This is a genomic window from Nocardioides sp., from assembly GCA_037045645.1.
Taxonomy (GTDB): domain Bacteria; phylum Actinomycetota; class Actinomycetes; order Propionibacteriales; family Nocardioidaceae; genus Nocardioides.
This window is the reverse complement of sequence record JBAOIH010000001.1, coordinates 190958-217483: the sequence shown is the minus strand read 5'-3', so window position 1 is coordinate 217483 and position 26526 is coordinate 190958. Positions and strand designations below refer to the sequence as shown.

Below are 26526 nucleotides of genomic sequence, written 5' to 3'. Positions count from 1 at the left end.
GTCAGGGCCTGGCGAAGAAGCTCGGCGAGGTCCACGAGTGGATCGAGACCTCCTTGACCACATCGCCCGTACGCGGGGCGTGCACCATCATGCCGTCGCCGGTGTAGAGACCGACGTGATAGATCGAGCCCGGCGAACTCCCCCAGAACACCAGGTCCCCTGGCTGCAGATCGGCCTCGGTGATGGCGGTGCTCGTGGAGTACTGCAGGCGTGAGGAGTGCGGGAGCGCGATGCCGCCGGCCTCCCACGCCCGCATCGTCAGACCGCTGCAGTCGTACGAACCCGGGCCTGCCGCAGCCCAGCGGTAGGGCTTGCCGATCTGCGAGCGGGCGAAGGCGATCGCTGCCTGGGCGCCGCTGCTCGCGGGCGGCGGGACCGTCGGTGTGACGGTGGGCTGGATGGTGGGGGTGGGAGTCGGGGTCGGGGTCGGGGCCTCGACCGTCGGCGTCGGGGTCGGCGTTGGGGTCGCGGTTGTCGGCGTCGGGGTCGGGGTTTTTGTGGTCGGCGTGGGCGTGGGCGCGACGGTGGTCGGAGTCGGTTTCACGCTCGCGGTGGTCGGCGTCGGGGCCTGGGTGGTCGGCTTGCGCGTGGGCGTCGGCGTCGGCGTGGGAGTGGGCGTGGGTGTCTGAGTCTGCTGTTGGTTCTCCAGTTGCCGCTGCCGCTTGGCCGCCAGGCGTACGGAGATGCCTTGCAGGTCGGCCAGTTCGCCCAGCAACTGGTCGCGCTCCGTGGCGATCGCGTATTCGTCCGCCACGGCCGCGCTTTGCGCATCCATCGCCGCGGCGCGGGTCCGGGTCGCCTCGTCGGCCCACCGTTGCGCCTCGGATCTTGCTTGCAGCGCCTGGCTGGTGGCGATCTTGGCTGCCGTGGCGGCGGCATCGTACGCGGCGTACTGCTCCGTCAGCGCTGCCTCGGTGTGGTCCAGGGTGGTGGCGCGTTCGACGACCGACTCGATGCCGTCGGAGTCGGTGATCGCCGCCAATGCGGTGAGTTGCGGCGCCATCTCGTAGGTCGCGACCAGCGTCTCGGAGTAGGTCGCTTGCTGGCGTCGTACGGCTCGTTCGGCTGCCTTCGCGACCGCCTGCGTCTCGCGCGCCTTGACCCGGGCCTGCTTGAGCTTCCCAGCGAGCCGCCAGGAAGGACTCCTCCGCTTCGGCGACGCTGACGTGCGAGTCATCGAGGCGGCGGCGCGAGTCGGCAAGTTGAGCCTGGACCTCCTCCACCGTGCGCCGCTGGGCATCGGCGGCGCGCTCGGCCTGCTCGACCTGCGCCGAGGTGACGGAGTCCTGCTCCTCTGCGGCGTACGCGGCGGTTACGGCGGTTCCGGCGGTTCCGACGAGCAGCGTGCCGATCATCCCCAGCACGGTCGTCGTACGGCGTCTCTTCGCCAGCATTCGCGGCCCTTCCAGTCGTGAAGATGCCTCGCGGGACTTCCCCATCCCACGAGGCAACTCGCGGCACGTTAGTGCGCTTTCGTCACAAACGGAACAGCAGTTTCAAACTTTTTGCAAAATCGCGGCGTGTCGGCTTGCAAACTACATCCATGTAGTTCTAGTTCCGTTGCCGCGCTGAGCAGACGCGACAGGTCGAGGGGGTTGCGCTGAGCAGACGCGACAGGTCGAGCCACTTTCGCTGAGCAGACGCGACAGGTCAGGCGGGGTCGACGGGGACCTTCGACGAGTCCGAGGTGGGGCGCGAGCCCAGTCCGGCGCGGTCGAACTTCTGGCCCGACGCGATGCCGCCCAGATAGAACGAGAAGAGTGCGATCACGACACCGGCGATGTCGTCGGCGATGTAGTGCCAGCCGAAGTAGAGCGTCGCCACGATGGTGATCACGAAGTTGGCCCAGAAGATCACGTGCAGGATCCGCGATTTCAGCGTGTATTGCACCATCAGCGCCACGAGCAGGGTGATCGCGGTGTGCAGGCTGGCGAAGCCCGCGACCGATTGCACGGCGCCCTCGACACCCCACCACAGCACGTTTGCGCGCCCGTACGACAGCGAGTCCATCAGGGTGCCCGAGCCGGTGTTGGCGAGATCTTCGTAGAGGTGGGGGTATTGGAAGCCCGGGCCGAGCGTGGGCAGCGCGTAGTAGGAGGCCGTGCCGAGCGTCCAGGCAAGCACCTGGGACGTCGCGAACCAATAGCCGAAGGTGATGTTGCGCGACCAGATCAGCCACGCCGTCAAGGCCAGCGGCACCAGCGGCAGGAACCACAGATAGATCGTCGACAGCAGGTGCGCGACGATCCCCTCGCCGAGCAGGTTGTGCAGCACGATCGCCGGCTCGTGACCGAGCATCAGGGTGCGATCGAGCATGTGCAGCTCGTAGTCGTACTTGCGTTCGATCACGAACGGCAGAAAGGACTTCAGATTGCGGTAGGACACATAGGTGACGTAGAAGCACACCACGCCCATCACCATCAAGGTGATGCGTTCGCGCGTCCAGTGCTCGCGCAGGCGTTCTCGTACGACCGGCAGCATCGCCGACGGTTTGAACTTCGCCATCCACAGCGTTCGCGGAAGCATGTCGAGCAGGAACGCGCCAAGCAGCAGCATCGGCAGGCGTACCCAGGCCGGGCCGAGGAAGCCTTCGGGGTCGGCGAGTTTCTTATCCAGCGCGATCGACGTGACGATCGCCAGGACGCCCATGGTGGTCGCCACGCCGATGAGCAAGGCATAGGCGCGGCGATACATGCTGGGAGTCTAGGGATCGCGACCCAGCCGCGTCAGATCGAAAGAGACGCGATCCTCGCCACGTCCACGCGCAATCGCACTCGCTGGCCGGGCTCCGGAACCGCATCCCCGGCCGCACCGAGCCGCGCAACAGCGTCGATCGTGCCCAACTTCGACACCTCGACCGTGAGCCGCCACTGCTCGGGCGTGGCTTGCGAAGTGCGTACGACCCCCTCGAAATCCGCGTCGTGCGCCACGACCTGGAACGCGGAGCGACGTACGGCAACCGCGCTCGCGGGTGCCACGCCCGCGGCAGCGGTCACCCTCTCGGCCGCCTCGTCGCGCAGGACCCGGGCGTAGCCGAGGAAGAGCGCGGTGTCGGCGTCGACGGGGCTCGACCAGACCTCGTGGGGCGTGCCCTCTTGGACGATCCGGCCGGCCCGCATCACCGCGATCCGGTCCGCGACGGCGAACGCCTCCTCCTGGTCGTGGGTGACCATCAACGCACTCGTGCCGGCGGACTTGAGGATCTCGCGCAGGTCGGCAGCCAGTCGCAACCGCAAGGAGGCATCCAGTGCCGAGAGGGGCTCGTCAAGCAGCAACAACTTCGGCTCGACGGCCAGCGCCCGCGCCAGGGCGACCCGCTGGCGCTCCCCACCCGACAGCGTCGCGGGTAGTCGATCCGCATAGCCGGTCAGCCCGACCAGATCGAGCAACTCCCCCACGCGTCGCCGCAGCTCCTCGCGCGGAGTGCGGCGCAACCGCAGGGCGTACGACACGTTCTGCGCCACGCTCTGCTGAGGGAAGAGTTGGCCGTCTTGGAACATCAGCGCGAAGCCGCGTTTGTGGGTAGGCAGTCTGGTGATGTCGCGCCCGTCTTCGAGGACCCGACCGGTCGCGGCGGGTTCGAGGCCGGCGATCACCCGCAGCAAGGTCGACTTGCCGCAGCCAGAGGGGCCGAGCACCGCGAGGATGGTGTCGTCGGGCAGTTGCACCGAGACGTCGTCGAGAGCAAGCGTTGTGCCGTAACGCACGGTCACGCGGTCGAGGTCGAGCATCGTCAGAAGGCTCCCACAGACGGCACCCGTAGGCGTTCGAGCACCAGCACCACCAAAGCGGTGACGCCAGCGAGGATCACCGAGGCCGCGAGGGCCATCTCGAAGTTGTCCGCGCCCGGGTGTCCGAGCAGTCGATAGATCACCACCGGCAGGGTGGGTGAGGTCTCCCGCGCCAGGAAGGAGGTGGCGCCGAACTCACCCAGCGACACCGCGAACGCAAACCCGGCGGCGGCCACCAGTGGACGGGCCAGCACAGCCAGATCGACGGTGACCATCGCGCGCATGGGAGAGGCGCCGAGGGAGGCCGCCGCCTGCCGTTGCCGATCATCGATGCCGCCGAGCACGGGCGCGAGCGTGCGTACGACCAACGGCAGCGCGACAAGTGCCTGCGCGATCGGCACCAACAACGGCGACTCACGAAGATCGAGAGGGGGTTCGTCAAGGGTGATCAGGAAGCCGAAGCCCAGCGTGACGGCCGAGACGCCGAGCGGCAGCATGAACAGGGCGTCGAGGGTGGAGCGGACCCGTCTCTCGGCTGGGCTGTGCGAGCGCCGGGTGATCAGCAACGCGATCAGCAGGCCGAGACCGACTGACATCCAGGTGGCGTCGACAGCCGTACGCAAGGAAACACCCAGTGCCGTCAGCACGGGCACGGACAGGTCTCCCTGCTTCGACAGCGCCCGATAGTGGTCGAACGTCCAGCCACCGTCGTCGCCGTGCAGCGATCCGGCCACGAGGGCGAGCAGCGGCGCGGCCACGAAGGCCAAGAGCAGCACGGTGGCCAGGACGGCCGGGACGTCGTACGCCCTGATGCTGCGTGGCGACACCGCGCGACGAGCGGTGGTCGGATCCGCAACCCGCCGTGTGCGCTGGGCGATCAGCAGGAGGACCGTGATGACGAGCAGTTGCAGCACCGAGATCGCGGCGGCGGCCTGCAGATCGAGCAGGTTCGCGGTCAGCAGATAGATCTCGGTCTCCAGCGTCGCGTACCGCACGCCGCCGAGGGTGAGTACGACGCCGAACGCGGTCGCGCAGAAGAGGAAGACCACGCTGGCCGCACTGATGATCGACGGACGCAGCGCGGGCAGCGTGACGTCGCGTAGCACCCGCCGCGGGCTCGCGCCGAGCGCCGCCGCCGCCTCCCCAGGTCGTGGGTCCAGCCCCTCCCACGCCGCACCGACACTGCGAATCACCACGGCGGCGTTGAAGAAGGTGAGCCCTGCCAGAATGGCGATCGGGGTGCCGTCGAGGTGGAGGAAACCAAGGGGCCCGTTGTCGGCGAGCAACTGACGAAAAGCCACGCCGACCACGACGGTCGGCAGGGTGAAGGGCACCAGCAGCAGCGCCCGGAGGACCCCTCGCAGTGGCAGGTCGAGGCGATGCAGGGCGTACGCCGCGGGCAGCCCGAAGGCCAGCGACAAGAACGTGCCCACCGACGCGGTCCAGAGGGTGAACCACAGCACGCGTCGAGTGCGCGGACGGGTGAGGACCTCCAGCACCGCGCCGGGATCGAAGCGGCCGTCGATCACGAAGCCGCGCCCCACCATGCCGCCGACCGGCAGCAGGAAGAAGACTCCGAGCACCGCCAGCGGGATCGCCGCCAGGGCCAGGAGCCGTACGACGCGTGACGTCACTGGGAAGTGATGTCTTGCCACTCGGTGAGCCACTGCTGTCGGTTGCTGGCGATCTCGGCCGGGTCGAGCGTGCGGGTCGTCGCCGGGCGCTTGGCGAAGCGTTCCCAGTCGGGCGGCAGGCTCGACCCCGTCACGCACCGGGAAGACGTACATCCCTCCCGGCAAAGCCGCCTGCACGGGTTTGCTGAGCAGCCACTCGACGACCGCCTTCGCCCCCTCGGGGTTGTCGGCGTTGGCGAGCACCCCGGCGTACTCCACTTGCTGTACGCAACTGTCCTCGACGATCGCGGTCGTGGTGCGGGACTTGTCGTCGCTCAGCGTGAACGCCGGACTGGAGTCGTACGACAACACGATCGGCCGGGTCCCCTTCTCGCCTCCGGCGGTGAAGTCGACGTAATACGCATCCGACCAGCCGCTGGTGATCTTGGTCCCGTTGGCCATGAGGTCGCGCCAATAGTCTTGCCAGCCGTCGCCGTACTCGTCGATCGTCGCCAGCAGGAAGGCCAGGCCGGGGCTGCTCGTGGTGGCGGCCGGGATCACGGCGAGGTCCCTGAACGCGGGCTTGGTCAGATCGGCCAGGGAACTCGGCGGTGCCTGGTCGTGTGTCTGGAACCAGCGCTTGTCGTAGTTGAGGCAGACGTTGCCGGTGTCGATCGGGGTCAGTGACGAGTCGTCGAGGGCGTACGCGTCGGCTCCGTCAGGCAACTCGACGTCGGTCTCGGCGAAGACCCCCTCTTCGAGGGCGCGGCTCGCGAAGGTGTTGTCGACGCCGAATGCCACATCGCCCTCGGGGTGGCCCTGGGAAAGCACGAGGCGATTGGTCAGCGTGCCGACATCCCCTGCCGAACGGATGGTCAGGTCGAAGCCACTTTGTTTCTCGAACTGTCGGACCAACTTCTTCGGCAGCGCCCACGAGTCGTGAGTGAGCAGTGTGACCGCTTCGGGCGCGGGTTGCTCGGAACTCTCGCGTGGCTCGCTGTCCGAGCCGATCAGGCTGCAACCGGCCAGCAGCGATCCTGCGATCGCGAGCGTGATGAGGCGTTTCATTGTGGACTCCCTTCGCCGGTGCTAACCGGAGCAGGTGCTTAAGGGTCTGCGTTTCGTACGCACTCTCAGCCCGCGTGGGGCTCCCCTGTCTTGTATTCGGTTGACGTCGAGGTTACACACCGCCCGATCCGCGTTGGCTGGCCGGTGGCGGGCGTACGTTCGCGGCGCATGCGGAGACCGACTGACCCTCCAAACCCTGCAAAGAACTGCGGCTGGAAAGGGTTCGGCTGACGGCGAAGCCGCCCCATGGCCGCAGTTCTCCGGATGGGTGCGGCGCCTCTACGCTGCGACTCATGCCGAGCCGCCGCCATGAGTTCCTCGCGTACGCCCTGCCCAGGTTGCGCAAGTCGCGCGACCTCGACGACGTCGAGACCGAGCGCCGTCGGCTCGAGCGCTGGCACGCAAGTCTCGACCGATCCCTGCCGTTGGCAGCCACACCCGGCTGGCGGCGCCGCTGGTCGATCTCGCAGGAGAACTGGCAAGTGCCTGGCGGGCCGGAGTTCCCGGCGTACGTCTTCGCGCCGCGGCGCAGCGCCGCGACCCGCACGCTGTTCTATGTGCACGGCGGTGGATTCGTCGCGCCGATCGACCCCTTCCACGTGAGGTACGCCTCGCGTCTGGCCCACGCCTTAGGTGCGCGGATCGTGCTGCCCGACTACCCGCTCACTCCCGAGCACACCTGGCGCGACTCGTTCGACGCGCTGGTGGAAGCCGCCGCCCGCTGGGCCGCCCTACCGGGAGGGATCGTGCTGGCGGGCGACTCCGCGGGAGGTGGACTCGCACTCGCAGTCGCGATCGCACTGCGAGATCGGGGTCTCCCGCAACCCACCCACCTGCTGCTGCACGCGCCTTGGGTGGATCTGACGACCTCGACGCCCGAGACCGACGCAATGGATGCGATCGATCCGTGGCTGTTCATCGGCAAACTGCGCGCGTACGCGGGTTGGTGGTCTGGTGCCGATCCAAGCCGCCCCGAGGTGTCTCCCGCGTTGGCCGGCCTGGCGGGGCTGCCACCCGCGCTGATGTTCTATGGCACCCGCGACCTGCTCTCGCCCGGCTGCCGACTGCTGGCGACGCGGGCTCGTGAGTCCGGTTGGCCGCTAGAAGTCGTCGAGGAACCCGACCTGCTCCACGTCTATGGGATCCTGCCGACGCTGCCCGAGGCGCGGCGCGCGCGGGTTCGTACGCTCGAATTCTTGCGCTAGCGGTCAGCACCGTCGTGAGTTTGTGACCCCTCGGCGTGAGTTGGTGACCCCTCGGCGTAGAGGCGGAGACTGGCGCCGTCATACTCCGACTCGTCGCGGGAGGTGGCCTCACCGCGCGCGACCAGCAGTTCGAGGTGTGCCCGGGTCTCCAGCGTCGCCAGCGCCTGGTTGAAGACGTCCAGGCGCACGAACGGCGTCTCGTGGCGGGTCCAGCCGAGGTCGTGGGCGACGTCGTACGCAGTGCGCGCACCGCTCGACAAGGCGGCGCGGCATTGGCGAAGTCGCTGCTCGTGGTGGACCAGCAGTTCGTCGATCCGGGCATGCGACGAGGGCGCGACCGGGCCGTGGGCGGGCAGCAACAAGTGGTCGGGCAGCGCCCGGACCTTGGTCAGCGAGCCCAGGAAGTCGCCCAGCGGCTGCTCGGCCAGATTGGGTTCGAAGCCGATGGACGGGGTGATCGTGGGCAGCACGTGGTCACCCGCGAAGAGCAGCCCGGCGGGTTGGTCGGCGAAGACGAAGTGCCCCTGCGTGTGACCGGGAGTGTGGATCGCGGACAACGTACGGTCCCCGACGGCGATCTCGACGTCGGCGTCGAGCCAGGTGTCGGGATAACCCCAGATCGACAGGTCCGGCGTCGCCTCGCGGGTGAAGTCGCCCCACAACTTGGCGATGTCGTGGGCACCGCACGCCTCGAACATCGCGATGTGCGGATCATCGGTCAGCGTCTCGTCGAAGATCAGATCGAGGGTCGGCTTGTCGCCCAACCCCAGTGAGACGTGCGAGCCCACCTCGCTGCGGATCGTGATCGCCTGGGTGTAGTGGTCGCGGTGCACGTGGGTGACCAGGAAGCGGTCGATGTCGCGTACGGAACGGCCCAGCGATCCCAGCGCCTCGTCCAGCAGGTTGCGCGACACCTCGATCGCCCAACCGCCGTCGATCAGCGTCAGGCCCGAATCGGTCTCGATCGCATAGACGTTGACCGCCCGCAGCCCGTCCATGGGCAGCGGCAACGGGATCCGGTGGATGCCAGGTGCGACCTGCCAGGCTCCGGGTTCGGTCCAGTGGGTGCCGGAGTCGGGTGAGATCGCGCGCGCGGTGGAGACAGACATCGAGAACGGACTCTAGGCCGGGGGTCCTGGAGTGAGGTCGGGCAGTCCCAGGTCGAGGTTGGGCTCCTGGATGCCGCCGTCGACCTCCAGCACCTTGCCGGTCACGAACCGACTGGCCGGCGAGGCCAGGTAGACCACGGCAGCCGCGACGTCTTCGGGGTCACCGATGCGGCCCAGAGGCGTACGCCCCTCCAACTGAGCGCGCATCTCCGGCACGCCCGCGACAAACTCGAGTGCACTGGTGAGCACCGAGCCGACCGCCACCGCGTTGACGCGTACGTGTGGCGCGAGGTCGGTTGCCGCCAGCCGGGTCCAGTGCGAGAGCGCGGCTTTGGCCGTGCCGTACGCCAGGTAGCCCCGCCCGGCGGTGCGTCCCAGCATGGACGAGATCGACACGATCGACTTCTGCGGCAGCGGCTCGGCATCCGCATCTCGCACCGGCCGCGCCGGGTCGTTGCCGAGCATGATCGGCACGGCGGCGCGGGTGAGCGCGTGCGCGGTGGCGACGTTGAACCGGAACGACTCCTCCAGATACTCGACGTCGGTGTCGAGGAAAGCGTTGGGGATGGTGCCGCCGACGTTGTTGATCACCGTGTCGATACGACCGAACTCGTCGTACGCCGCGTCGGCCAGCGCAGCTGCCGCAGCCGGGTCAGACAGGTCGGAGGGCACCACCAGGGTGCGCCGTCCGAGCGACTCCACCTGCCGGGAGATCTCCTGCAACTGCTCGACATTTCGGGCGCTGATCACGACGTCGGCGCCCGCCTCGGCAAGCGCGATCGCACACGCTGCGCCGATCCCGCGGCCGGCGCCGGTGACGATCGCGACGTGGTCGGTGAGTCGGAAGCGGTCGAGAATCACGACGCCACCGGACCTTGGGAGACCAGCCCGCGCCCGGTGACCAACGGCAGGTCGAGGGCGGTGACCAGGCCGCCCCTGGCGGCGACCACCGCAGGCACCGCGTTGACCAGCCGCTGGGCGGTGACGATCATCCCGCTGATGTTGTGGTCGCCGTGCTCGCCGTGGTGGGTGAACTCGACCTGCATCATCGGCTCGCCCTTGACCTCGACGCGATAACAGCCGTCGCCGGTCGCCGGACGAGGCCAGTCGTCATGCTCGGCCGGATCGGTGCGGGTGAAGTGTTCCAGCACGATCCGGGTGACGCCGTCGACCTTGCCGATCACGGCGAACCGGACCGCGCCCATCGTGCCCTCCTCGATGTCGAGGGACACGGTGCTGATCGACTTGGCTGCCGGGCGACGCTCGATCTCCTCGGTCAGGGGTTCGTCGAGCGTGACGCCGAGCCCCGCGGCGAGTTGGCGTACGACACTGCCCCACGCGGTCGAGAGGATGCCCGGCTCCCAGAGCAGCGGCTTCTCGCTCAGCGGCTTGCCGAATCCGAAGATGTCGCGCATCACCACGGGCTGGAAGTAGGTCGAGTAGTCGGCGATCTCCATGACCCGCACCTCGTCGATGCGCTGCGACAACGAGGTCAACTGCAACGGGAGCACGTCGTTGGCCCAGCCCGGGTCGATGCCGTTGACGTGCAGGCTGGCGCCCGTACGCTCCCCTGCGTCTGCCAGACGAGTCAGCATCTCGGGCGGCAGGATCCGCTCGGGCCACTGCAACAGCACCGGTCCCGACGACACCACGTTGACGCCGGCCTCGACGAAGCCGAAGAGGTCCTCGATGCACTCGAAGATCCGGTCGTCGGCCATCGCGCAGTGCACGATCGCGTCTGGTCCGAGCGCGAGCAGCGCGTCACGATCGTCGGTCGCAGCGATGCCGAGGTCGCGGTCGAGACCTGCCAGCCGGCCGACGTCTTGGCCGACCTTGTCGGCGCTGGAGACCCAGACTCCGACGAGTTCGAGATCAGGGTGGCGGTCGATGCCGGCGATGGCGTGGCGACCGACGGTGCCGGTGGACCAGACGATGACGCGCAGAGGCTTGCCCATGCGGGCCAATCTAGAACAGGTTCTAAATTTCTTCGAGGGCTAGAGCTCCACGAGGGGACAGTGCGTTCCGCGGGTTTGGTCATAGATGGTCGGCATGCAGCGGTTGCAGTGGATGCAGATCCCGGTGCGCGCCTCCTCGCGGGCATACCGATCGACGAGGTCGGGCTCGCGCAGCAGTGCGCGCGCCATCGCCACGAACTCGAACCCGTCGTCCATCGCCTGATCGAGCGTGGCCCGCTCGGTGTAGCCACCCAGCGCGATCAGCGGCATCTTCAGTTCGGCTCGGAATCGCAGGGCCTTGTCGCGGAAGTAGGCCTCTGCATAGGGGTACGCCTTCAGGAAGCGCGCGCCGCCCGCCTTGAGCAACAGCCGCAACGGCATCGCCATCGCGTCGGCGAACTCCCTGCGCGGAGCCTCGCCGCGGAACAGATACATCGGGTTCATCAACGACGATCCACCCGACAACTCCAGCGCATCGAGGCAGCCGTCCGCCTCCAGCAGCAGAGCGAACTCCAGGGCCTCCTCCGTGGTCAGCCCACCCTTGAAACCGTCCGACACCGACGTCTTGGCATAGACCGCAACCTCGTCCCCGACCTCGTCACGTACGGCGCGTACGACCTGGCGAGCCAACCGGGCACGGTTCTCCAGCGGCCCGCCCCACTTGTCGCGGCGGCGGTTGAGGCCCGGCGCGAGGAACGACGAGATCAGATAACCGTGGGCGAGGTGGATCTCCAGAGCATCGAAGCCGACGTCGACCATGGTGCGGGCAGCAGCGGCGTACTGCTTGGTGATGCGCGCCAGGTCGAGCTCGGTCGCGGCGTGGATCATCTGCATCGACAACGGGCTCGGCATTCGCGACGACGCGAGAGCATGCACGCCGTTGGAACGACCATTGGCCACCGGCCCTGCGTGTCCGAGTTGACCCGACACTTTCGCGCCGGTCTCGTGGACCGCGTCGGTGAGCCGTTGCAGCCCTGGCGCGGTGTCGGGGCCGACCACGATGACTTCGCGGTGCGTACGCCCCTCGGGTGCGACCGCGAGGTAGGCCACGGTCGTCATCGCGACGCCGCCGCGCGCAGGAGCCAGGTGGTAGTCGATCAGTTCGTCGGTGACCAGACCGTGCGGCGTACGCCCTTCGAAGGTCGCCGCCTTGATGATCCGGTTGCGCAAGGTGATCGGCCCGAACGCGGCCTGCTCGAAGATCACGCGATCACCACCACGAGGTCGCCGCCCTCGACCGGCTTGGTGCCGGTGAAGGCCAGGCGCTGGACCGTGCCCGCGAGGGGTGCCGTGATCGCGGCTTCCATCTTCATCGCCTCGATGGTAGCGATGACCTGGCCCGCCTCGACGCTGTCACCCTCGGCGATTGAGACGGTGACCGAGCCCTGGAAAGGCGCGGCAACCTGGCCGGGGGTCTTGGGGTCGGCCTTCTCCGCTGCAGCGACGGCGGCCGACTCGTGGCGGTCGCGCACGCTGAGTGGTCGCAACTGACCGTTGAGCTTGGCCATCACGGTGCGGAAACCACGCTCGTCGGCAGGACTGACCGCCTCGATCTCGACATGCATCGCCTTGCCGGCGTCCCAGCGTACGACGACCTCCTCACCTGGCTGGAGACCATAGAGATAGGCCGAGGTCGGCAAGATCGACACGTCACCCCAGGTTTCGCGGGCCTCGTCGAACTCGCGTGCCGGGCCGGGGAAGAGCAGGTGGTTGAGGGTGTGACGCCGATCGTGCGCGAGACCGGCACGCTGCTCGTCGGTGAGTTCGGTGATCCGCGGCTTGGCCACCCGACCCCCGAGGGCTTTGGTCCGGAACGGTTCGGGCCAACCGCCGGGCGGATCCCCGAGTTCGCCGGACAGGAAGCCGATCACCGAGTCGGGGATGTCGAAGCGCTGCGGGTCCTCCTCGAACTCCAGTGGGTCCGCGCCCGCCGCGACCAGAGCCAGAGCCAGGTCACCGACGACCTTGGACGACGGCGTGACCTTGACGAGACGGCCGAGGATGCGGTCGGCCGCGGCGTACATGTCCTCGACCTGCTCGAACTTCTCACCCAGACCGAGCCCGATCGCCTGCTGGCGCAGGTTGGACAACTGCCCGCCGGGGATCTCGTGGACATAGACGCGACCAGTCGGGGAGTCCAGCCCGGACTCGAAGGGCGCATAGACGCGTCGCGTCGCCTCCCAGTAGGGCTCCAACGCGCACACCGCGTCGAGGTCAAGGCCGGTCGAGCGCTCGGTGTGGTCGGTCGCGGAGACCAGCGCCGAGAGCGGTGGCTGGGAGGTCGTCCCCGCCATCGCGGCGCACGCCGCATCCACCGCGTCGACGCCCGCTTCGATCGCCGCGAGCAAGGTGGCCAACTGGCCACCGGGGGTGTCGTGCGTGTGCAGGTGCACGGGCAGCGCGAACTCGCTGCGCAGCGCGGTCACGAGCGTACGAGCGGCGGGCGCGCGCAGCAGCCCGGCCATGTCCTTGATCGCCAGCACGTGTGCGCCCGCGTCGACGATCCGTTCGGCGAGCCTGAGGTAGTAGTCGAGGGTGTAGAGCTGCTCGCGCGGATCGCTGAGATCGCCGGTGTAGCACAGCGCGACCTCGGCGACCGTCGAGCCGGTGGAGCGTACGGCTTCGATCGCGGGCCGCATCTGGTCGACATCGTTGAGGGCGTCGAAGATCCGGAAGACGTCGATGCCGGTGGCGGCGGCCTCGGCGACGAACGCGTCGGTGACCTCGGTCGGGTAGGGCGTGTAGCCGACCGTGTTGCGACCGCGCAGCAGCATCTGCAGGCATTGGTTGGGCATCGCCTGACGCAGTGCGGCGAGCCGCTCCCACGGATCCTCGCTGAGGAAGCGCAGCGCCACGTCGTACGTCGCCCCGCCCCAGCACTCCACCGACCACAACTGCGGGAGCGTGTGCGCGACATGCCCGGCGACCTGAAGCAGGTCGCGGGTGCGTACGCGGGTCGCGAGCAGCGACTGGTGGGCGTCTCGGAAGGTGGTGTCGGTGACGGCGACCTGGGTCTGCTCGCGCAGCGCGCGGGCGAACGCTTCGGGTCCAAGAGCGCGCAAGCGGTCGCGACTGCCCTCGGGCGGCGTGTCGGTGGTGAGCCTGGGCAGTTTGGTAACGGGGTCGAGCGTGACGGGCCGCGCACCATGAGGCTTGTTGACCGTGACGTCGCCCAGGAAGCTCATCAACTTCGTGGCCGGGTCGCCGCCGCTGCGCACCTGGAGCAATTGCGGGTGGGTCTCGATAAAGCTCGTCGTCACCCGTCCCTCGACGAAGTCGGGGTCGTGGAGCACTGCTTCGAGGAAGGGGATGTTGGTGGCCACGCCGCGAATGCGAAACTCACCCACCGCCCGGCGGGCTCGTTCCACGGCCATCTCGAAGGTCCGGCCCCGACAGGTCAGCTTGGCCAGCATCGAGTCGAAGTGGGCGTTGACCTCGGCGCCGGTGTAGGTGGTGCCGCCGTCGAGGCGTACGCCGGGCCCGCCGGGCGAACGGTAGGTGGTGATCTTGCCGGTGTCGGGCCGGAAGCCGTTCGCAGGGTCCTCGGTGGTGATGCGGCACTGCAAAGCCGCGCCCTTGGTCGCGATCCTGTCCTGGCTCAGCCCGAGGTCGGCCAGGGTCTCCCCCGCCGCGATGCGCAGCTGCGACTGCACGAGGTCGACGTCGGTGACCTCTTCGGTCACCGTGTGCTCGACCTGGATGCGCGGGTTCATCTCGATGAAGACGTAGTCACTTCCCTTGGCACCGGGCGCACCGTCGGTGTTCCAGACCAGGAACTCGACGGTGCCGGCGTTCTGGTAGCCGATCTCCTGGGCGAAGGCCACTGCGCTGGCGCACATCCGATCGCGCAGTTCGGGATCGAGATTCTGCGCGGGCGCGATCTCGATGACCTTCTGGTGGCGTCGCTGCAGGGAGCAGTCCCGCTCGTACAGGTGGATGACGTTGCCCTCGAGGTCCCCGAGAATCTGCACCTCGATATGGCGCGGTTCGACGACGGCCTGCTCGATGAAGACGGTCGGGTCGCCGAACGCCCCCTCTGCTTCGCGCATGCAGGTTTCGATGGCGTCGCGCAGATCGCCCCGACGTTCGACGCGGCGCATGCCGCGACCGCCACCGCCCGCGACAGCTTTGACGAAGAGGGGGTACGGGATCTCGGCGGCCTGGTCCATGAGTGCGTCCACGTCGGTGCCGGGGTCGACCGACCTCAGCGTCGGGACACCGGCCGCCTTGGCCGCGGCGATGGCACGTGCCTTGTTCCCGGTCAGGGAGAGGACACTGGGCGGCGGTCCGACGAAGGTGATGCCGGCCTCGGCGCACGCAGCGGCCAGCTGCGGGTTCTCCGAGAGGAAGCCATAGCCCGGATAGATCGCGTCCGCACCGGCCTTCTTGGCCGCGGCCACGATCTCCCCGGGATCGAGGTAGGCACGCACGGGGTGGCCAACCTCGCCGATCTCGTACGCCTCGTCGGCGCGCAGTCGGTGCTCGCTGCCGCGATCCTCGTGCGGGAAGACCGCGACCGTCTTCGCACCGACCTCGGCCGCTGCACGGAAAGCACGGATCGCGATCTCGCCACGGTTGGCGACCAGGATCTTGCGGAACGTCATGGGTCCAGACTTCCACGGGTGGCCACGCTCACCCCTGGTCGATCACAGATCGGTCAGGCACGGGCCGACGCGGTCAACCCGGTCTAGACCGGACGGCAAAATCACGGATTCGCCTCCGGCTCCCGACGCCGCGACTTAGCCTGCCGAGAGGCCCGGGAGCACCCGGCTCTCGGCCCGCTTGCCAGGGGAATCGATGAGTCTGCGCCGCCTCGTACTCGCTTTGCTGTCGTTGCTGCTACCGGTCGCCTTGATCGCACCGGTCTCCGGTGAACCCGCGGCCGCGGCAATTCGTACGAAACTCGTCGCCAAACTGATCACCTCATCGGTGGCGCCCGGGGGCGAGGCCCGCATCCAGGGCACCCTCAAAGCAGGCAGGAAGCCGCTGGCACGACGCAAGGTCATCGTGCAGCGCCGGCTCGACGGCACCACGAAGTTCCGCAAGGTCGGCGTGGTCAAGACCAACCGCAAGGGCAAGTGGAAGTTCAAGCAGACCAACCAGCAGAGGACCGCGACCTTCCGGGCCAAGTTCAAGGGTGGAGGCGGGTACAAACCGAGCCGGTCGAAGCAGGTCACCCTCACCGTGCAAGGCACCGGCACTGCCCCGACCATCACCACCAGCACCTTGCTCAACGGCATGGTGGGAGCGGCCTACTCAGCCACTCTGAAGGCCGAGGGCACGGCGCCGCTGACGTGGCTGCTGACGTCGGGGAGCCTTCCGCGCGGACTGACGCTCAGTTCTGCTGGTGTCATCTCGGGCACTCCCACTCAGACGTTCTCCAACACGTTCGGTGTCTCCGTCAGCAACTCCGCGGGCAGCGCGTCCGCCACCCTCAAACTCACGATCCTGCAAGGCACAAGCCCCACGTCCACGGCATCGCCGACAACGTCCGCGACCGCCACGCCGACCACCACACCGACGGTCGAGCCGGGTGACCTTGTCATCACCACTACTGCCCTGCCCCCTGCCACGAAGGGCCAGCCCTACGACTTCACCCTCACGGCGACCGGTGGGGTGGCGCCGCTGCAGTGGTCAGCGGAGGAGATGCCGGCCGGGCTCAGCCTGAGTTCGGCAGGGCGCATCACCGGCACCCCGACGAAGGTCACCATCTACCCGTTGCGCATCATCGTCAGTAGCAGCGACGGCGACCTCGCTGGGAAACTCTTCGGACTCTCGGTCGCGGGCACTGGCCCGCTCACCATCATCACCGCCGAACGCTTGCCCGACCTCGCGGTCGACGCCACCCCCTACATCACGATCGAGTCGAACGAACCCGACTCCAAACTCACGTGGACTTCCAGCGACACCCTGCCTCCAGGCCTCAGGCTGGACACCATCAGCGAGAACGCCGTGATGAGGGGGTACGCCACCACTGCTGGCGACTTCACCTTCACCGTCACCGCCACCGATGGCGTACGCACCGCGTCGCGCACCTTCAAACTGCGCGTGCTCCCGGCCGGGGACATGCTGACCATCGACACCAACCTGCCCTTGGCCAAGACCAACCAGCCGTACGGATTCCGCTTCACCACCAACGCCACCACGCCGGTCACTTTCGGCTCCGTCGGCGCGCTTCCTCCCGGCATGAGCCTGGGCGTCGACGGCATTCTGCGCGGCACGCCCACCACGACTGGCAACACCACCTTCGCGGTCACCGCAACGACGGCCGATCGCTTGGCCCAGCAGGAGGTGACCTTCGTCGTCGCGGATGGGGGCTCGGGCAGCATCGCCATCACCGGCACCCCGCCCGACGGGTTGCGGGGGGCGCCCTACTCGGCTCAACTCGGCGCTGTGGGGGGCGGTGGCACGCTCAACTGGTCGGGCGAAGCACTCCCACCAGGTCTCACGCTCAGTTCGACCGGGCGGATCTTCGGTCGCCCCTCCACCACGGGCACCTACGAGAGCAGGGTCTTCGTCAACGACGGCCAGAACGCGTACGCCAATGCCACCTTCACCATCAAGATCACCGAGTCGCCCACTCCGTTGGCTGTCGACAGCACCCTTCCCGGAGCCCAGGTCGGGGTCGAGTACGCGTACGTCCTCAAGGTCGCGGGCGGCACCGCCCCTCACACCTGGTCGATCACGAGCGGTGCGCCACCGGCAGGGCTGACGCTCAATGCGCAGGGTCTCCTGTCCGGCACGCCCACCGCCACCGGCACGGCGACCTTCACCGTCAAGGTCACCGACGCGAGCGCCGCGACCGGCACCGCGACCGTGACCCTGACCGTCACCGCGCCGAGCACCACCACGCAGTGGGTCACCGACGGCACCCAACGCAACTGGGCGCCCTACGAGAAGACCATCACCGGCGACAACGTCGAACTCCTCGGCATTGAGTACGACAGGGAGGCGTCGGGCGATCGCCTCGACGTGCGAGGCAACAACCTCGCCGAATGTGTCTCCCTCGACGGCCTGCCGAGCGTGCGCGTCGCCAAACTGAACTCCGGGGCGCAGGTGTGGCGTCGCAATGACGCCGAGTGCACCGAGATCAAGATGACGCCGAGCCTGGTCGTGATCTCGAACTACAACGGAATCCAAGCGCGCGCGCTCAGCGACGGTTCCTTGGTCTGGGACACCGCCACCACCAACTCCGGGCAGGCCGCCGGCCGCCTGCTGATCACCGGCACCAGCGTCCTGACCCAATATGGAGATGCTCTCGTCAGTTATCGCCTCTCCGACGGCGCGTTCCAGTGGAAACGCACACTCACGGGAAGCATCGGCGACTGGGCCGCCGACGCTGCACGGGTCTATCTGAAGGAGGAGGACAACCTCGTTGCCCGCTCCTTGGCCGGGAACGGCGCAGTCGCGTGGAGTCGGCCGCTCGCCGGCCTCGGCAACATCGTGGCACTGCCCAACCGCGACGAGGTGGTCGTGACTGCCGGGGCAGGCCTGAGTTGGCGGTCCGTTTCGACCGGCGCCGAGGTGCGCTCGTGGACCAACAACGACGAAGGCGCCAACGCGCTGTCGGCCGACGATCAGCGGGCCTATGTGGCGACGTACACCGACTGCTCGTGGGGCGTTTGTTCCGGTGCGATCTTCGCGATCCGACATGCTGATGCCACCAAGGCTTGGAGTCATGATCTCGGCGAGCGGATCTGGGGCAAGCCCGCAGTCACCGACGGCATCGTCTGGGGTTCGGTCAGCGGTCTCATCCGCAACGGCGGCACCAGTCAGTTCTACGGCTGGGACACCGCCACCGGTGCCGAGTTGGCGCACGTCGAACTTCCCCACCCGGGTGCCAACCGCACGCTGGCGGGGGCGGGCCACCTCGTCGCGCCCACCTATTACAAGACGTTCGTGCTCGGCACCGGGCCGAGTCAGCTGGTCGTGCCGCGTCAGAATCTGCCCGGCACATTCACCGGTCAGCCGTACGCCGCGTCGCTGTCCGCGTCAGGCGGGAAAGCACCTCTCACCTGGGTGCGTACGGCAGGCACACTCCCGCCCGGCGTGACGCTCGCGGCCGACGGCACACTCGGGGGCACGGCAACCACTGCCGGGGTCTACGACTTCACCGCGAAGGTGACCGACGCGCTCGGACTGTCCAAGACGGTGTCGACGACCGTCACAGTGCGTTCGGTCGCACCCGCGCAGTGGCTGCGTCCTTATGGCACCGACGCTCAGAATCCGTCCACCCTGACGATGCGCCTGGGGGACGGTGAACTCGCGACCTTCTCGCAGCGCTGGTCGGCCACGACGCCCTACTCCTATTCGTCCAAAGGATTCGCCATCGGCGACGGGCGGGCGTACGTGATCACGGACAATTTCAGTCGTCTCGAGGCGTACCCGACGGCGGGCAGCACCGCCACCGCCGCATGGAGCACGCCTGGTCCAGACGGCCAGTATTGGATCGGCGGCACGGTGCTATCCGGCACAGGAGTCGGAGCGCGACTGTATGCGCAACTGACCGATGGCACGGTGGCGGCATTGGACCCCACCAATGGCACGATCCTGTGGCGCACCCGACCCGCAGTCGGTGATAACCGGTTGTCCGAGAACACCGCTCCGCTGCTGGCCGGAGGGCGCCTGATCACGCGTACCAGGGCGGCACTGACGGGGTACGACCTGAGCACCCACGCCCCCGCGTGGTCGATCCCGATGACCGATGACCGAGGCGCCAGCAGCGATGGCACCCGGGTGTTCACCTATGAGGGTTGCGAACTCCAAGCCAGACGCGCCGCCGACGGTGTGAAGGTGTGGTCGCAGTCGCTGGGCCAGTGTTATCTGGGCGAGGATCCGCCAGTTGTCTTTGGCGACGCGGTCTACTTGCACGACGGTTACCTCTATCGGGCCTTCAACGCGACCACCGGTACACCATTGTGGAGTCGTCGCGGCTACCTCACTGCATCCGCGAAGTTTGCGGTGAACGAGCAATACCTTGTCGCTCCGGGCTTCGGGAACTACGGCGGTTTCGACGTGCTCGACCGGCGCACGGGCGAACTCGCCAACTTCGTGGAGAACGTCACTGCTGGCACCCTCACACTGGTCGGCGACACGGCGCTGACCACGAGCGCCAACACGATCGTCGCCACGGACATCGTGAGCGGGACCAAGCTGTGGGAGAGCCCCGCTCTGGGCTACTCCATGCAGCACGTCCAGGTGAGCGGAGGTCGGCTGTATTACCGCGAGCAGGGTGACGGCACCACAGGTCGATTGCTCGCGTTCGGGCCGCCGTAGCCGCACGGGATTCGACCCCTACCTTCGGGTCAGGCGAGCGGGTGGGCCGGGTGAAAGACTGGCGCATCCAGATTCACGGCCTCGAAGGACCCTCCATGAGTACACCTGCATCCAGCACGACGCCCGCCAAGAAGGCGCCTGCGAAGAAGGCGCCGGCCAAGAAGGCGCCCGCCAAGCAGGCAGCGTCAGCCCCCGCGGCTCCCGTGGACACGACCGCGATCGCGCGCGAAGCCGCCGAGCAGGCGGTGGCGTCGGTCGTACGTGAGTTGCGTAGTCTGGTCGACGGCGCGGTGGCCCGAGCCCTCGCTCCGCTGCTCGCCGAAGCCGAGGCTCCTGCTGCCGAGAAGGAGAGCAAGAAGACCAAGGCCAAGAAGAAGAAGAAGAAGAACAAGGCCGACGGCAAGTTGGGCAAGCGCAAGAAGAACAAGCAGAGCCCGAAGGCCAAGTCCAAGAACTAGCCTGGACCGCGACCGTGGACGTGGCGTGAGTGCCTGCATGTGCCATCTGCCGCACCGAGCCCTGGTCTAGACCGGATAGCAAAATCACGGATTCGCCTCCGAGCCCCGACGCCCGCGACTTAGCCTGCCGAGAGGCCCGGGCGCACCTGCTGCCCGTCACCCGATGGGGAGTGTTGATGACTGTGCGCCGACTGCTGCTCGCACTGCTGGCCCTGCTGCTTCCCACAGCGTTGGTGGCACCCGTGGCGGGCCAGGCCGCGCAGGCTGCCGTGCGTACGAAACTGGTGGCCAAGCTGGTGAGCACGACCGTGCCCAGCGGCGGCGAAGCACGGCTGAAAGGCACGTTGAAGGCCGGCAAGTCGCCACTGGCCAAGCGAAAGGTGCTCGTGCAGCGCAAGGTCGCGGGCAGCAGGAAATTCGTCACCGTAGGCAAGGTCAAGACCAACAAGAAAGGCAAATGGAAGTTCCGGCAATCGGGCCAGAAGAAGACCGCTGACTTCCGCGCCAAGTTCAAAGGCTCGCCGGGCTACAAGCCCAGCGTCTCTAAGCCAGTCAGATTGACCGTTTCGACCGGCACACCAACTCCTCCCGAGATCACGACCCGGTCGCTGCCCCTCGGCACCGTGGGGGTCTTCTACTCCACGACCTTGCAGGCGACCGGCACCAAGCCGATCACCTGGGAGTTGGCCTCGGGCGAACTCCCGAGGAACTTCACTCTCGATAGCGACGGGCGGATCTCGGGGAGGACCGGATCGCAGTTCGACGGCGAGATCACGGTCCGGGCCCTCAACAGTTATGGGGCAGACTCCGCGACGTTCGGACTCACCATTCGGGGGGCCATGAGCATCACCACCACGGCGCTGTCGCCAGCCTCGGTGGGCCAGCCGTACGCCGCGAGCCTGGCCGCGGCCGGCGCGACGGCGCCGTTGGTCTGGACCGCGGTCGGACTGCCTCCGGGACTGTCCATCTCTGCTGCCGGACAGATCACCGGCACCGCCACCACGCCAGGCACCAGCAACCCGACGTTCGAGGTCACCGACGCCGGGGGGCGCAAGGCCTCGCGGACACTGCCGCTGCAGGTAGTGGCGTACGTGCCGCTGACCCTGATCACGCCCGCACGGCTGGCCGACGCACAGGTCGGTCAGGTCTCCAACTACACGATCGCGTCCAGTGAGCCAAGCAGCAACCTGACCTGGTCCGTCGTCAGCGGCACGATTCCGGCCGGGCTGACGTTCAGCCCCGGCAGCGGTTCCGCGTGGATCAACGGCACCCCGACTGCCGCGGGGGATTTCACGTTCACGCTCAGAGCGGCCGACGGCTCGCGTACGGCCGAGGTGGCCTATCGACTCCAGGTGCTCCCTGCCGGAGCCGAGATGCTCTACATCACCACCGACATGCGCACCGCGAACGTCAACGAGGTTTTCGGGGCGCGGTTCAGCACCCACGACGGTCGCGAGGCCACGTTCAGTTCCTTCGGCAACCTGCCCGCTGGGATGACGTTGCGACCCGACGGGATCTTCTCGGGCACACCGACCGTCGTCGGGACCACCAGATTCACGGTGATGGCGACTGACGGCACCCACTACGCAAGTCTGGAAGCCCCGCTCCAAGTCGTCGAGAGCGGCGCCGATGGCGGGATGGCGATCCTGCCGCCGCCCGATGGTCTCCAGGATGTGCCGTACGCCGCCCAACTCACCACGGTCGGGGCCATCACCGTGGAGTCGTGGGGCGCCTTCGGACTCCCCCCGGGGTTGAGTTTCACACCAGATGGTCGGCTCAAGGGTCGCCCGACCAAGACCGGCACCTTCCTGGCCACCTTTACGGCGCGCGGCCGTTTCGTCACTGTGTTCGCCGAAATCAACATCAAGATCACCCGGCCAACGGACCCGGTGGTGCTCGACACCACGTTGCCCAGTGGACAGGTGGGGATGGAACTACGCGTACGGGATCAAGGCTGCCGGGGGCACCGCGCCGTACACCTGGAGTGTGACGACAGGAACGCCCCCCGCCGGCCTCTCCCTCACCGCCCGTGGGCTGATCACCGGCACACCTTCCGTTGCGGGAACCACCAACTTCACCGTCAAGGTGACGGACGCGACCGGCAAGAGCTCTACGGGCAACCTCACGCTCGCGGTGACCGCGCCCAACACGACCAGCGAGTGGATCACCGACGCCACCCAGCGCAACTGGGCACCGTACGAACAGACCATCACCAAGGACAACCTCGACCTGTTCGGGATCGAGCAGGAACGCGCCTCAGCCGGTGATGTGATCGATGTCCGAGGCAATTCCCTGGTGGAGTGCCTACGAGTCGACGGACAGCAAGTGGTCCGGCTGTCGAGCCTCGGCACCGGCGCGCAGTCCTGGAGTCGTGCCGACGACGAGTGCTATACCCAGGTGCGGCTGACCCCGAGCCTGGTGCTGCGAGCTGGCACCTCGGGCCTCCGGGCCCGCGCCCGAGGAGACGGCGCCGTGGCCTGGGACACCGCGACGTCCCACCCCGGTCATTCCGTGCAGGCGTTCTTGATCGCCGGCAGCAACGTCCTCGTCCGATCCGGTGGCGAACTGATCAGCTATCGCCTCAGCGACGGCGCATTGCAGTGGAAGGTGGCCCTCTCCGGCGACGTCGCCGACTGGGCCGCCGACGCAACTCGGGTGTACCTCGCCGAGGGCGGCAAGCTCGTCGCGCGAGCCCTGGCCGGCGGGGCGATCTCGTGGAGCCAAGCGGTCTCTGTAGGCAACATCGTCATCCTTCCCAACCGCAACGAGTTGCTCCTCGGTTCGGCCAACGGCGTGAGTTGGCGCTCGACCTCCACCGGCGCACAGTTGCGCGGTTGGGGCGATGCCGCCTGGTCCACGATGGCCGTCTCGGCCGACGACCAGCGGGCGTACGTCTCGATGTCCAGCCAGTGTTACAGCGGGAGGGGCGTCGGCGGGATCTTCGCGATCCGGCACAGCGACGCCCAACAGTTGTGGACGACCAGGCTGAACGAACGGGTCTGGGCCAAGCCGGCGGTCACCAACGGGATGGTCTGGGGGTACTCCAGCGGCCTGATCCGCTATGGCGGCAAGTCCGGGTTCGTGGGACTCGACGCCGCGACCGGGAAAGCTCACGCAGGTGGAGTTGCCCTATCCCGGCGCCAGTCGGACGCTGGCGAGCGCAGGACACGTGATCGCGCCGACCGCGTACCGCACGTACGTGCTCGGTGTCGGTCCGCGGCAATTGTCCTTGCCTCGTCCGGCGTTGCCCAGCACCTTCACCGGGCGGGACTATTCGGCGTCCCTCAAGGCCGACGGCGGGAAGGCCCCTTCACATGGCAGGTGACGGCGGGTGCGCTCCCGACCGGAGTGACGATGGCGGCGGACGGGACCCTCTCGGGGACACCGACGGCAGCCGCAACGTCCTACTTCACCGTCAAGGTCACCGATTCGTTCGGACTCACCGCGACAGCTCGGACTGCGATCACCGTGCGAGCGATCGCTCCAGCGCAATGGCTGCGACCGTTCGGCACCGACGGCCACAACCCGACTGTACTGACGATGCCGCTCGGCAAGCCGGAGTTCACCGGTTTCTCCCAACGTTGGTCTGCCGCGCTGCCAGCCGGCGCCACACCCTCCGAAGGGTTCGCGATCGGTGGCGGCCGTGCGTACGTCATCGTCGACGGCGGCAACGCGCTCGCCGCCTACACGACGGCCGGGACGTCCGGCACGACAGCGTGGAGTACGCCTGCGCCATCGGGCGTCACGTGGATGGGCGGCACCACCTTGTCGGGCACCGGCAGTGGCGCGACTCTCTATGCGCTGCTCAGCGATGGCTCCGCGGCGGCACTCAATCCGAGCACCGGCGCGATCCTTTGGCGTACGACCGCAGGCACGAACGGCCAGTTCTGGCAGACCGCGCCGATCCTGGCCGGTGGCCGACTGGTCGTACGAAGTGCCGGGGCACTCACGGCGTACGACCTGAGCACTCACGCGGTGGCGTGGTCGGTGCCAGCGGGCCAGGCGCGAGGCGTCAGCAGCGACGGCGCCACCCTGCTCTCGATCGAGGGTTGCGAACTGCAAGCTCGTCGAGCATCAGATGGAGTCAAGCTCTGGGGCCAGACTCTGGCCGACTGCAACGTGGGGCTCGAGCCACCGGTGGTCCACGACGGCGGCGTCTATCTCCTCGACGGCAGTCGCTATCGAGCTTTCAACCCGAGCACGGGTCAGCAACTGTGGAGCCGCCAGGGTTGCGAGGGCGTCAGCGGAGAACCCAGGCATACCCTCGCGGTCAACGAGCAGTGCGTCGTCACTTCCTGCTGGTTCTCCCTCCAAGTGCTCGATCGCCTCACCGGCGAGGTCGTGCGAGAAGACATCGACTCACAAACGGCCGGGTCAGTGACTCTGGTCGGTGACACCGCCCTGGTGAACGTGGCTGGCGGCACCTTGTCGGCCGTGGACATCCTCACGGGCGAGGAACTCTGGAGCAGCCATTACTACGGATTCGCCGACCAGATCATCCACACGCAGGTCAGCGAGGGGCGCGTCTATTGGCGGGTGCAGGACGGCGGCAATCGCCTGATCTCCTTCGGCACGTCATAGCCGCTGCCCTGATCACTCGGGGACTAGTCCAAGTCGGCGATCATCTCCACGAACGAGTCGCGCAGCAACTCGGCGATCCGGTCCGGGTCGGGGATCAGCCCCGCGTCGGCGGCGATGCCGATGTTCACCGAGCCGTGATAGCTGAACAGGCACAGACTCAACGGCTGGTCACCACTGGTGGGAGCCCAGCCCAACGTGCCTGCCACCGGTGCCCCCGCCAGACTCATCGGTCCTCGTGGACCGGGGACGTTGGTGAGCACGCCGACGCCCTTGTTGGCGAAGAGGTTGGTCAGCGCGACCGCCACCGACTTCGGCGACTCGGCGATCACCCACTGCACTCCGAAAGTGATCACCGGCTCGGCACTGCTCTTGATCCGCTGCATCCGCTCACGGATCGCCCCGATCAGGGAGGCGGTGTCGTCGATAGTCAGCGGCATCGGCAAGAACACCAACGAGAAGTGATTGCCCAGGTCCTTGGGCAACTCGGCATCCAGCGGCTGCAAGGACACGGGCACCATCCAATGGATCTCGTCGACCGCGCCGCCCTTCTCCGCCAGGTACGCCGACACAGCGCGTGACACGACCGCGAGCAGTACGTCGTTGACGGTGCCGCCGTGGAGTCTGCCCAAGGCCTTGATCAGGTCCAGGTCGAGGTCGGTAATCCACGAGACGGTCTTGGTCACGCCGGGCTCCCCACTCCACGAGGTCTCGACGCTGCGCGCAGCCGTCAGCACTCGGGTGATCTCGGCCAGCGTGTTCACCGTCGCGTTGCCTTCGGAACCAAGCCGCTCCAGCACGTCGATCACGCTGCGCGGACGAGTCAGCAGTTCCCAGCCGGGACCGAAACCCGCTCCGAGCATCCGCGCCGGCAGTGCCACCATTCCGCGAGCCACGTCCAGACCATCCGTGACCGAGCGTCGTACGAGTGCCGTCGTCGCGCTCAGCAGTCCAGAACCCGAGCGGCCCACGCGCGGTGGCAGCGCATCGCTGTCCAGGTCACACAAACTGAGCATCAACTGCGTCAGCCTGATTCCGTCGGCAAGCGCGTGGTGGAAGCGCGCGAGCATCACCGCGGGGAGCCCGTCGATTCCCGAGATCAACTCGACCTCCCACAGCGGGTGGTCGTCGTCGAACGGGTCGGAGAAGCGACCGGAGATGTAGGCCTTCAGGTCGGTCTCGTCGCCGGACAAGGTGACCGCTCGGACGTGCCTGGTCAGATCGAAATCCGGAACGCTCTCCCAGCACCACTCGCCTCCGATCGCAACGGCGCGCCGTGAGAAGACCGGAAAGCGCGCGAGCAGGCGTTCTTCCAGGACGGCCACGAAGGCCGACCACTCGGGCGCTTGCGCGAACCAGACCACGGAGTGGACGTACATCAGGTTGTTGGGCCGATCCATGTGCAGCCACGTTTGGTCTGCGGCGGGGATCGGGATGCGCGTGGCGGTCATCGTCACATCGTGCCGTACGGGGGGAGTTCTCGGCCCGGAATCGCGACAAGGACCTGGCTTCGAGATGAACTTGGATGTCCAA

Annotated in this window: 16 protein-coding genes and 1 riboswitch; of the genes, 6 read left to right on the top strand and 10 right to left on the bottom strand. The window is 67.7% G+C overall.

What is annotated here, in order from left to right:
• Window position 1: 1 nt before the first annotated feature.
• Window positions 2–1177: a C40 family peptidase gene (locus V9G04_01075; protein ID MEI2711904.1), complete on the bottom strand. Its 1176-nt coding sequence runs from the start codon at window positions 1175–1177 to the stop codon at window positions 2–4.
• Between V9G04_01075 and V9G04_01070 the strand changes: the two genes are divergently transcribed.
• Window positions 1167–1415 carry a hypothetical protein gene (locus tag V9G04_01070; protein MEI2711903.1) on the top strand — a complete coding sequence of 83 codons (249 nt, stop codon included), beginning with the start codon at window positions 1167–1169 and terminating at the stop codon, window positions 1413–1415. The two genes, V9G04_01075 and V9G04_01070, sit on opposite strands and share 11 nt — an antisense overlap.
• 235 nt (window positions 1416–1650) lie before the next feature.
• Here the strand turns inward: V9G04_01070 and V9G04_01065 are convergent, their stop codons facing one another.
• The 3 genes from V9G04_01065 to V9G04_01055 form a co-directional block, all read right to left on the bottom strand.
• Window positions 1651–2694: a phosphatase PAP2 family protein gene (locus tag V9G04_01065; protein MEI2711902.1), complete on the bottom strand. Its 1044-nt coding sequence runs from the start codon at window positions 2692–2694 to the stop codon at window positions 1651–1653.
• A gap of 32 nt (window positions 2695–2726) precedes the next feature.
• A complete protein-coding gene (locus V9G04_01060; GenBank protein ID MEI2711901.1) occupies window positions 2727–3731 on the bottom strand; it encodes an ABC transporter ATP-binding protein in 1005 nt (334 codons plus the stop codon).
• A 2-nt stretch (window positions 3732–3733) separates the two neighbouring features.
• A complete protein-coding gene (locus tag V9G04_01055; protein MEI2711900.1) occupies window positions 3734–6412 on the bottom strand; it encodes a thiamine ABC transporter substrate-binding protein in 2679 nt (892 codons plus the stop codon).
• Window positions 6403–6509, bottom strand: a riboswitch (TPP riboswitch). Its footprint overlaps the gene before it by 10 nt.
• Before the next feature lie 196 nt (window positions 6510–6705).
• On the opposite strand from V9G04_01055, the gene V9G04_01050 reads away from it, so the two are divergent.
• Window positions 6706–7617, top strand: coding sequence for an alpha/beta hydrolase (locus V9G04_01050; protein MEI2711899.1), 912 nt, complete (start codon window positions 6706–6708; stop codon window positions 7615–7617).
• On the opposite strand, the gene V9G04_01045 is transcribed toward V9G04_01050, so the two are convergent.
• The 5 genes from V9G04_01045 to V9G04_01025 are packed head-to-tail and all read right to left on the bottom strand — an operon-like array spanning window position 7614 to window position 15285.
• Window positions 7614–8726 carry an MBL fold metallo-hydrolase gene (locus tag V9G04_01045; protein ID MEI2711898.1) on the bottom strand — a complete coding sequence of 371 codons (1113 nt, stop codon included), beginning with the start codon at window positions 8724–8726 and terminating at the stop codon, window positions 7614–7616. The genes V9G04_01050 and V9G04_01045 overlap by 4 nt on opposite strands.
• Window positions 8727–8738: 12 nt before the next feature.
• Entirely contained in the window at window positions 8739–9587 is an 849-nt protein-coding gene (locus tag V9G04_01040; GenBank protein MEI2711897.1) for an SDR family oxidoreductase, read from the bottom strand.
• Window positions 9584–10681, bottom strand: coding sequence for a diacylglycerol kinase (locus tag V9G04_01035; GenBank protein ID MEI2711896.1), 1098 nt, complete (start codon window positions 10679–10681; stop codon window positions 9584–9586). The genes V9G04_01040 and V9G04_01035 overlap by 4 nt, the downstream gene beginning before the upstream one ends.
• A 39-nt stretch (window positions 10682–10720) precedes the next feature.
• Complete coding sequence (locus V9G04_01030; GenBank protein MEI2711895.1) at window positions 10721–11887, bottom strand: NADH:flavin oxidoreductase; 1167 nt, start codon at window positions 11885–11887, stop codon at window positions 10721–10723.
• Window positions 11884–15285, bottom strand: coding sequence for a pyruvate carboxylase (locus V9G04_01025; protein ID MEI2711894.1), 3402 nt, complete (start codon window positions 15283–15285; stop codon window positions 11884–11886). Before V9G04_01025 ends, V9G04_01030 begins: the two co-directional genes overlap by 4 nt.
• 193 nt (window positions 15286–15478) lie before the next feature.
• Here V9G04_01025 and V9G04_01020 point away from each other — a divergent pair, with 193 nt between their 5' ends.
• From V9G04_01020 to V9G04_01005, 4 genes are all read left to right on the top strand, one after another.
• Entirely contained in the window at window positions 15479–19957 is a 4479-nt protein-coding gene (locus V9G04_01020) for a putative Ig domain-containing protein (GenBank protein MEI2711893.1), read from the top strand.
• 95 nt (window positions 19958–20052) lie between these two features.
• Window positions 20053–20415 carry a hypothetical protein gene (locus V9G04_01015; GenBank protein MEI2711892.1) on the top strand — a complete coding sequence of 121 codons (363 nt, stop codon included), beginning with the start codon at window positions 20053–20055 and terminating at the stop codon, window positions 20413–20415.
• A 176-nt stretch (window positions 20416–20591) separates the two neighbouring features.
• Window positions 20592–22682, top strand: coding sequence for an Ig domain-containing protein (locus V9G04_01010; protein ID MEI2711891.1), 2091 nt, complete (start codon window positions 20592–20594; stop codon window positions 22680–22682).
• Between the two features lies 1 nt (window position 22683).
• Window positions 22684–24996, top strand: coding sequence for a PQQ-binding-like beta-propeller repeat protein (locus V9G04_01005; GenBank protein ID MEI2711890.1), 2313 nt, complete (start codon window positions 22684–22686; stop codon window positions 24994–24996).
• A gap of 23 nt (window positions 24997–25019) precedes the next feature.
• Here the strand turns inward: V9G04_01005 and V9G04_01000 are convergent, their stop codons facing one another.
• Entirely contained in the window at window positions 25020–26444 is a 1425-nt protein-coding gene (locus V9G04_01000; GenBank protein MEI2711889.1) for a WS/DGAT domain-containing protein, read from the bottom strand.
• Window positions 26445–26526: the final 82 nt, after the last annotated feature.

Excerpts from the sequence above, each read along its gene's own strand:
- V9G04_01075 (MEI2711904.1), bottom strand. The coding sequence starts at position 1,177 with ATGACTCGCACGTCAGCGTCGCCGAAGCGGAGGAGTCCTTCCTGGCGG.
- V9G04_01065 (MEI2711902.1), bottom strand. The coding sequence starts at position 2,694 with ATGTATCGCCGCGCCTATGCCTTGCTCATCGGCGTGGCGACCACCATG.
- V9G04_01060 (MEI2711901.1), bottom strand. The coding sequence starts at position 3,731 with ATGCTCGACCTCGACCGCGTGACCGTGCGTTACGGCACAACGCTTGCT.
- V9G04_01055 (MEI2711900.1), bottom strand. The coding sequence starts at position 6,412 with ATGAAACGCCTCATCACGCTCGCGATCGCAGGATCGCTGCTGGCCGGT.
- V9G04_01050 (MEI2711899.1), top strand. The coding sequence starts at position 6,706 with ATGCCGAGCCGCCGCCATGAGTTCCTCGCGTACGCCCTGCCCAGGTTG.
- V9G04_01045 (MEI2711898.1), bottom strand. The coding sequence starts at position 8,726 with ATGTCTGTCTCCACCGCGCGCGCGATCTCACCCGACTCCGGCACCCAC.
- V9G04_01035 (MEI2711896.1), bottom strand. The coding sequence starts at position 10,681 with ATGGGCAAGCCTCTGCGCGTCATCGTCTGGTCCACCGGCACCGTCGGT.
- V9G04_01025 (MEI2711894.1), bottom strand. The coding sequence starts at position 15,285 with ATGACGTTCCGCAAGATCCTGGTCGCCAACCGTGGCGAGATCGCGATC.
- V9G04_01020 (MEI2711893.1), top strand. The coding sequence starts at position 15,479 with ATGAGTCTGCGCCGCCTCGTACTCGCTTTGCTGTCGTTGCTGCTACCG.
- V9G04_01015 (MEI2711892.1), top strand. The coding sequence starts at position 20,053 with ATGAGTACACCTGCATCCAGCACGACGCCCGCCAAGAAGGCGCCTGCG.
- V9G04_01010 (MEI2711891.1), top strand. The coding sequence starts at position 20,592 with ATGACTGTGCGCCGACTGCTGCTCGCACTGCTGGCCCTGCTGCTTCCC.
- V9G04_01000 (MEI2711889.1), bottom strand. The coding sequence starts at position 26,444 with ATGACCGCCACGCGCATCCCGATCCCCGCCGCAGACCAAACGTGGCTG.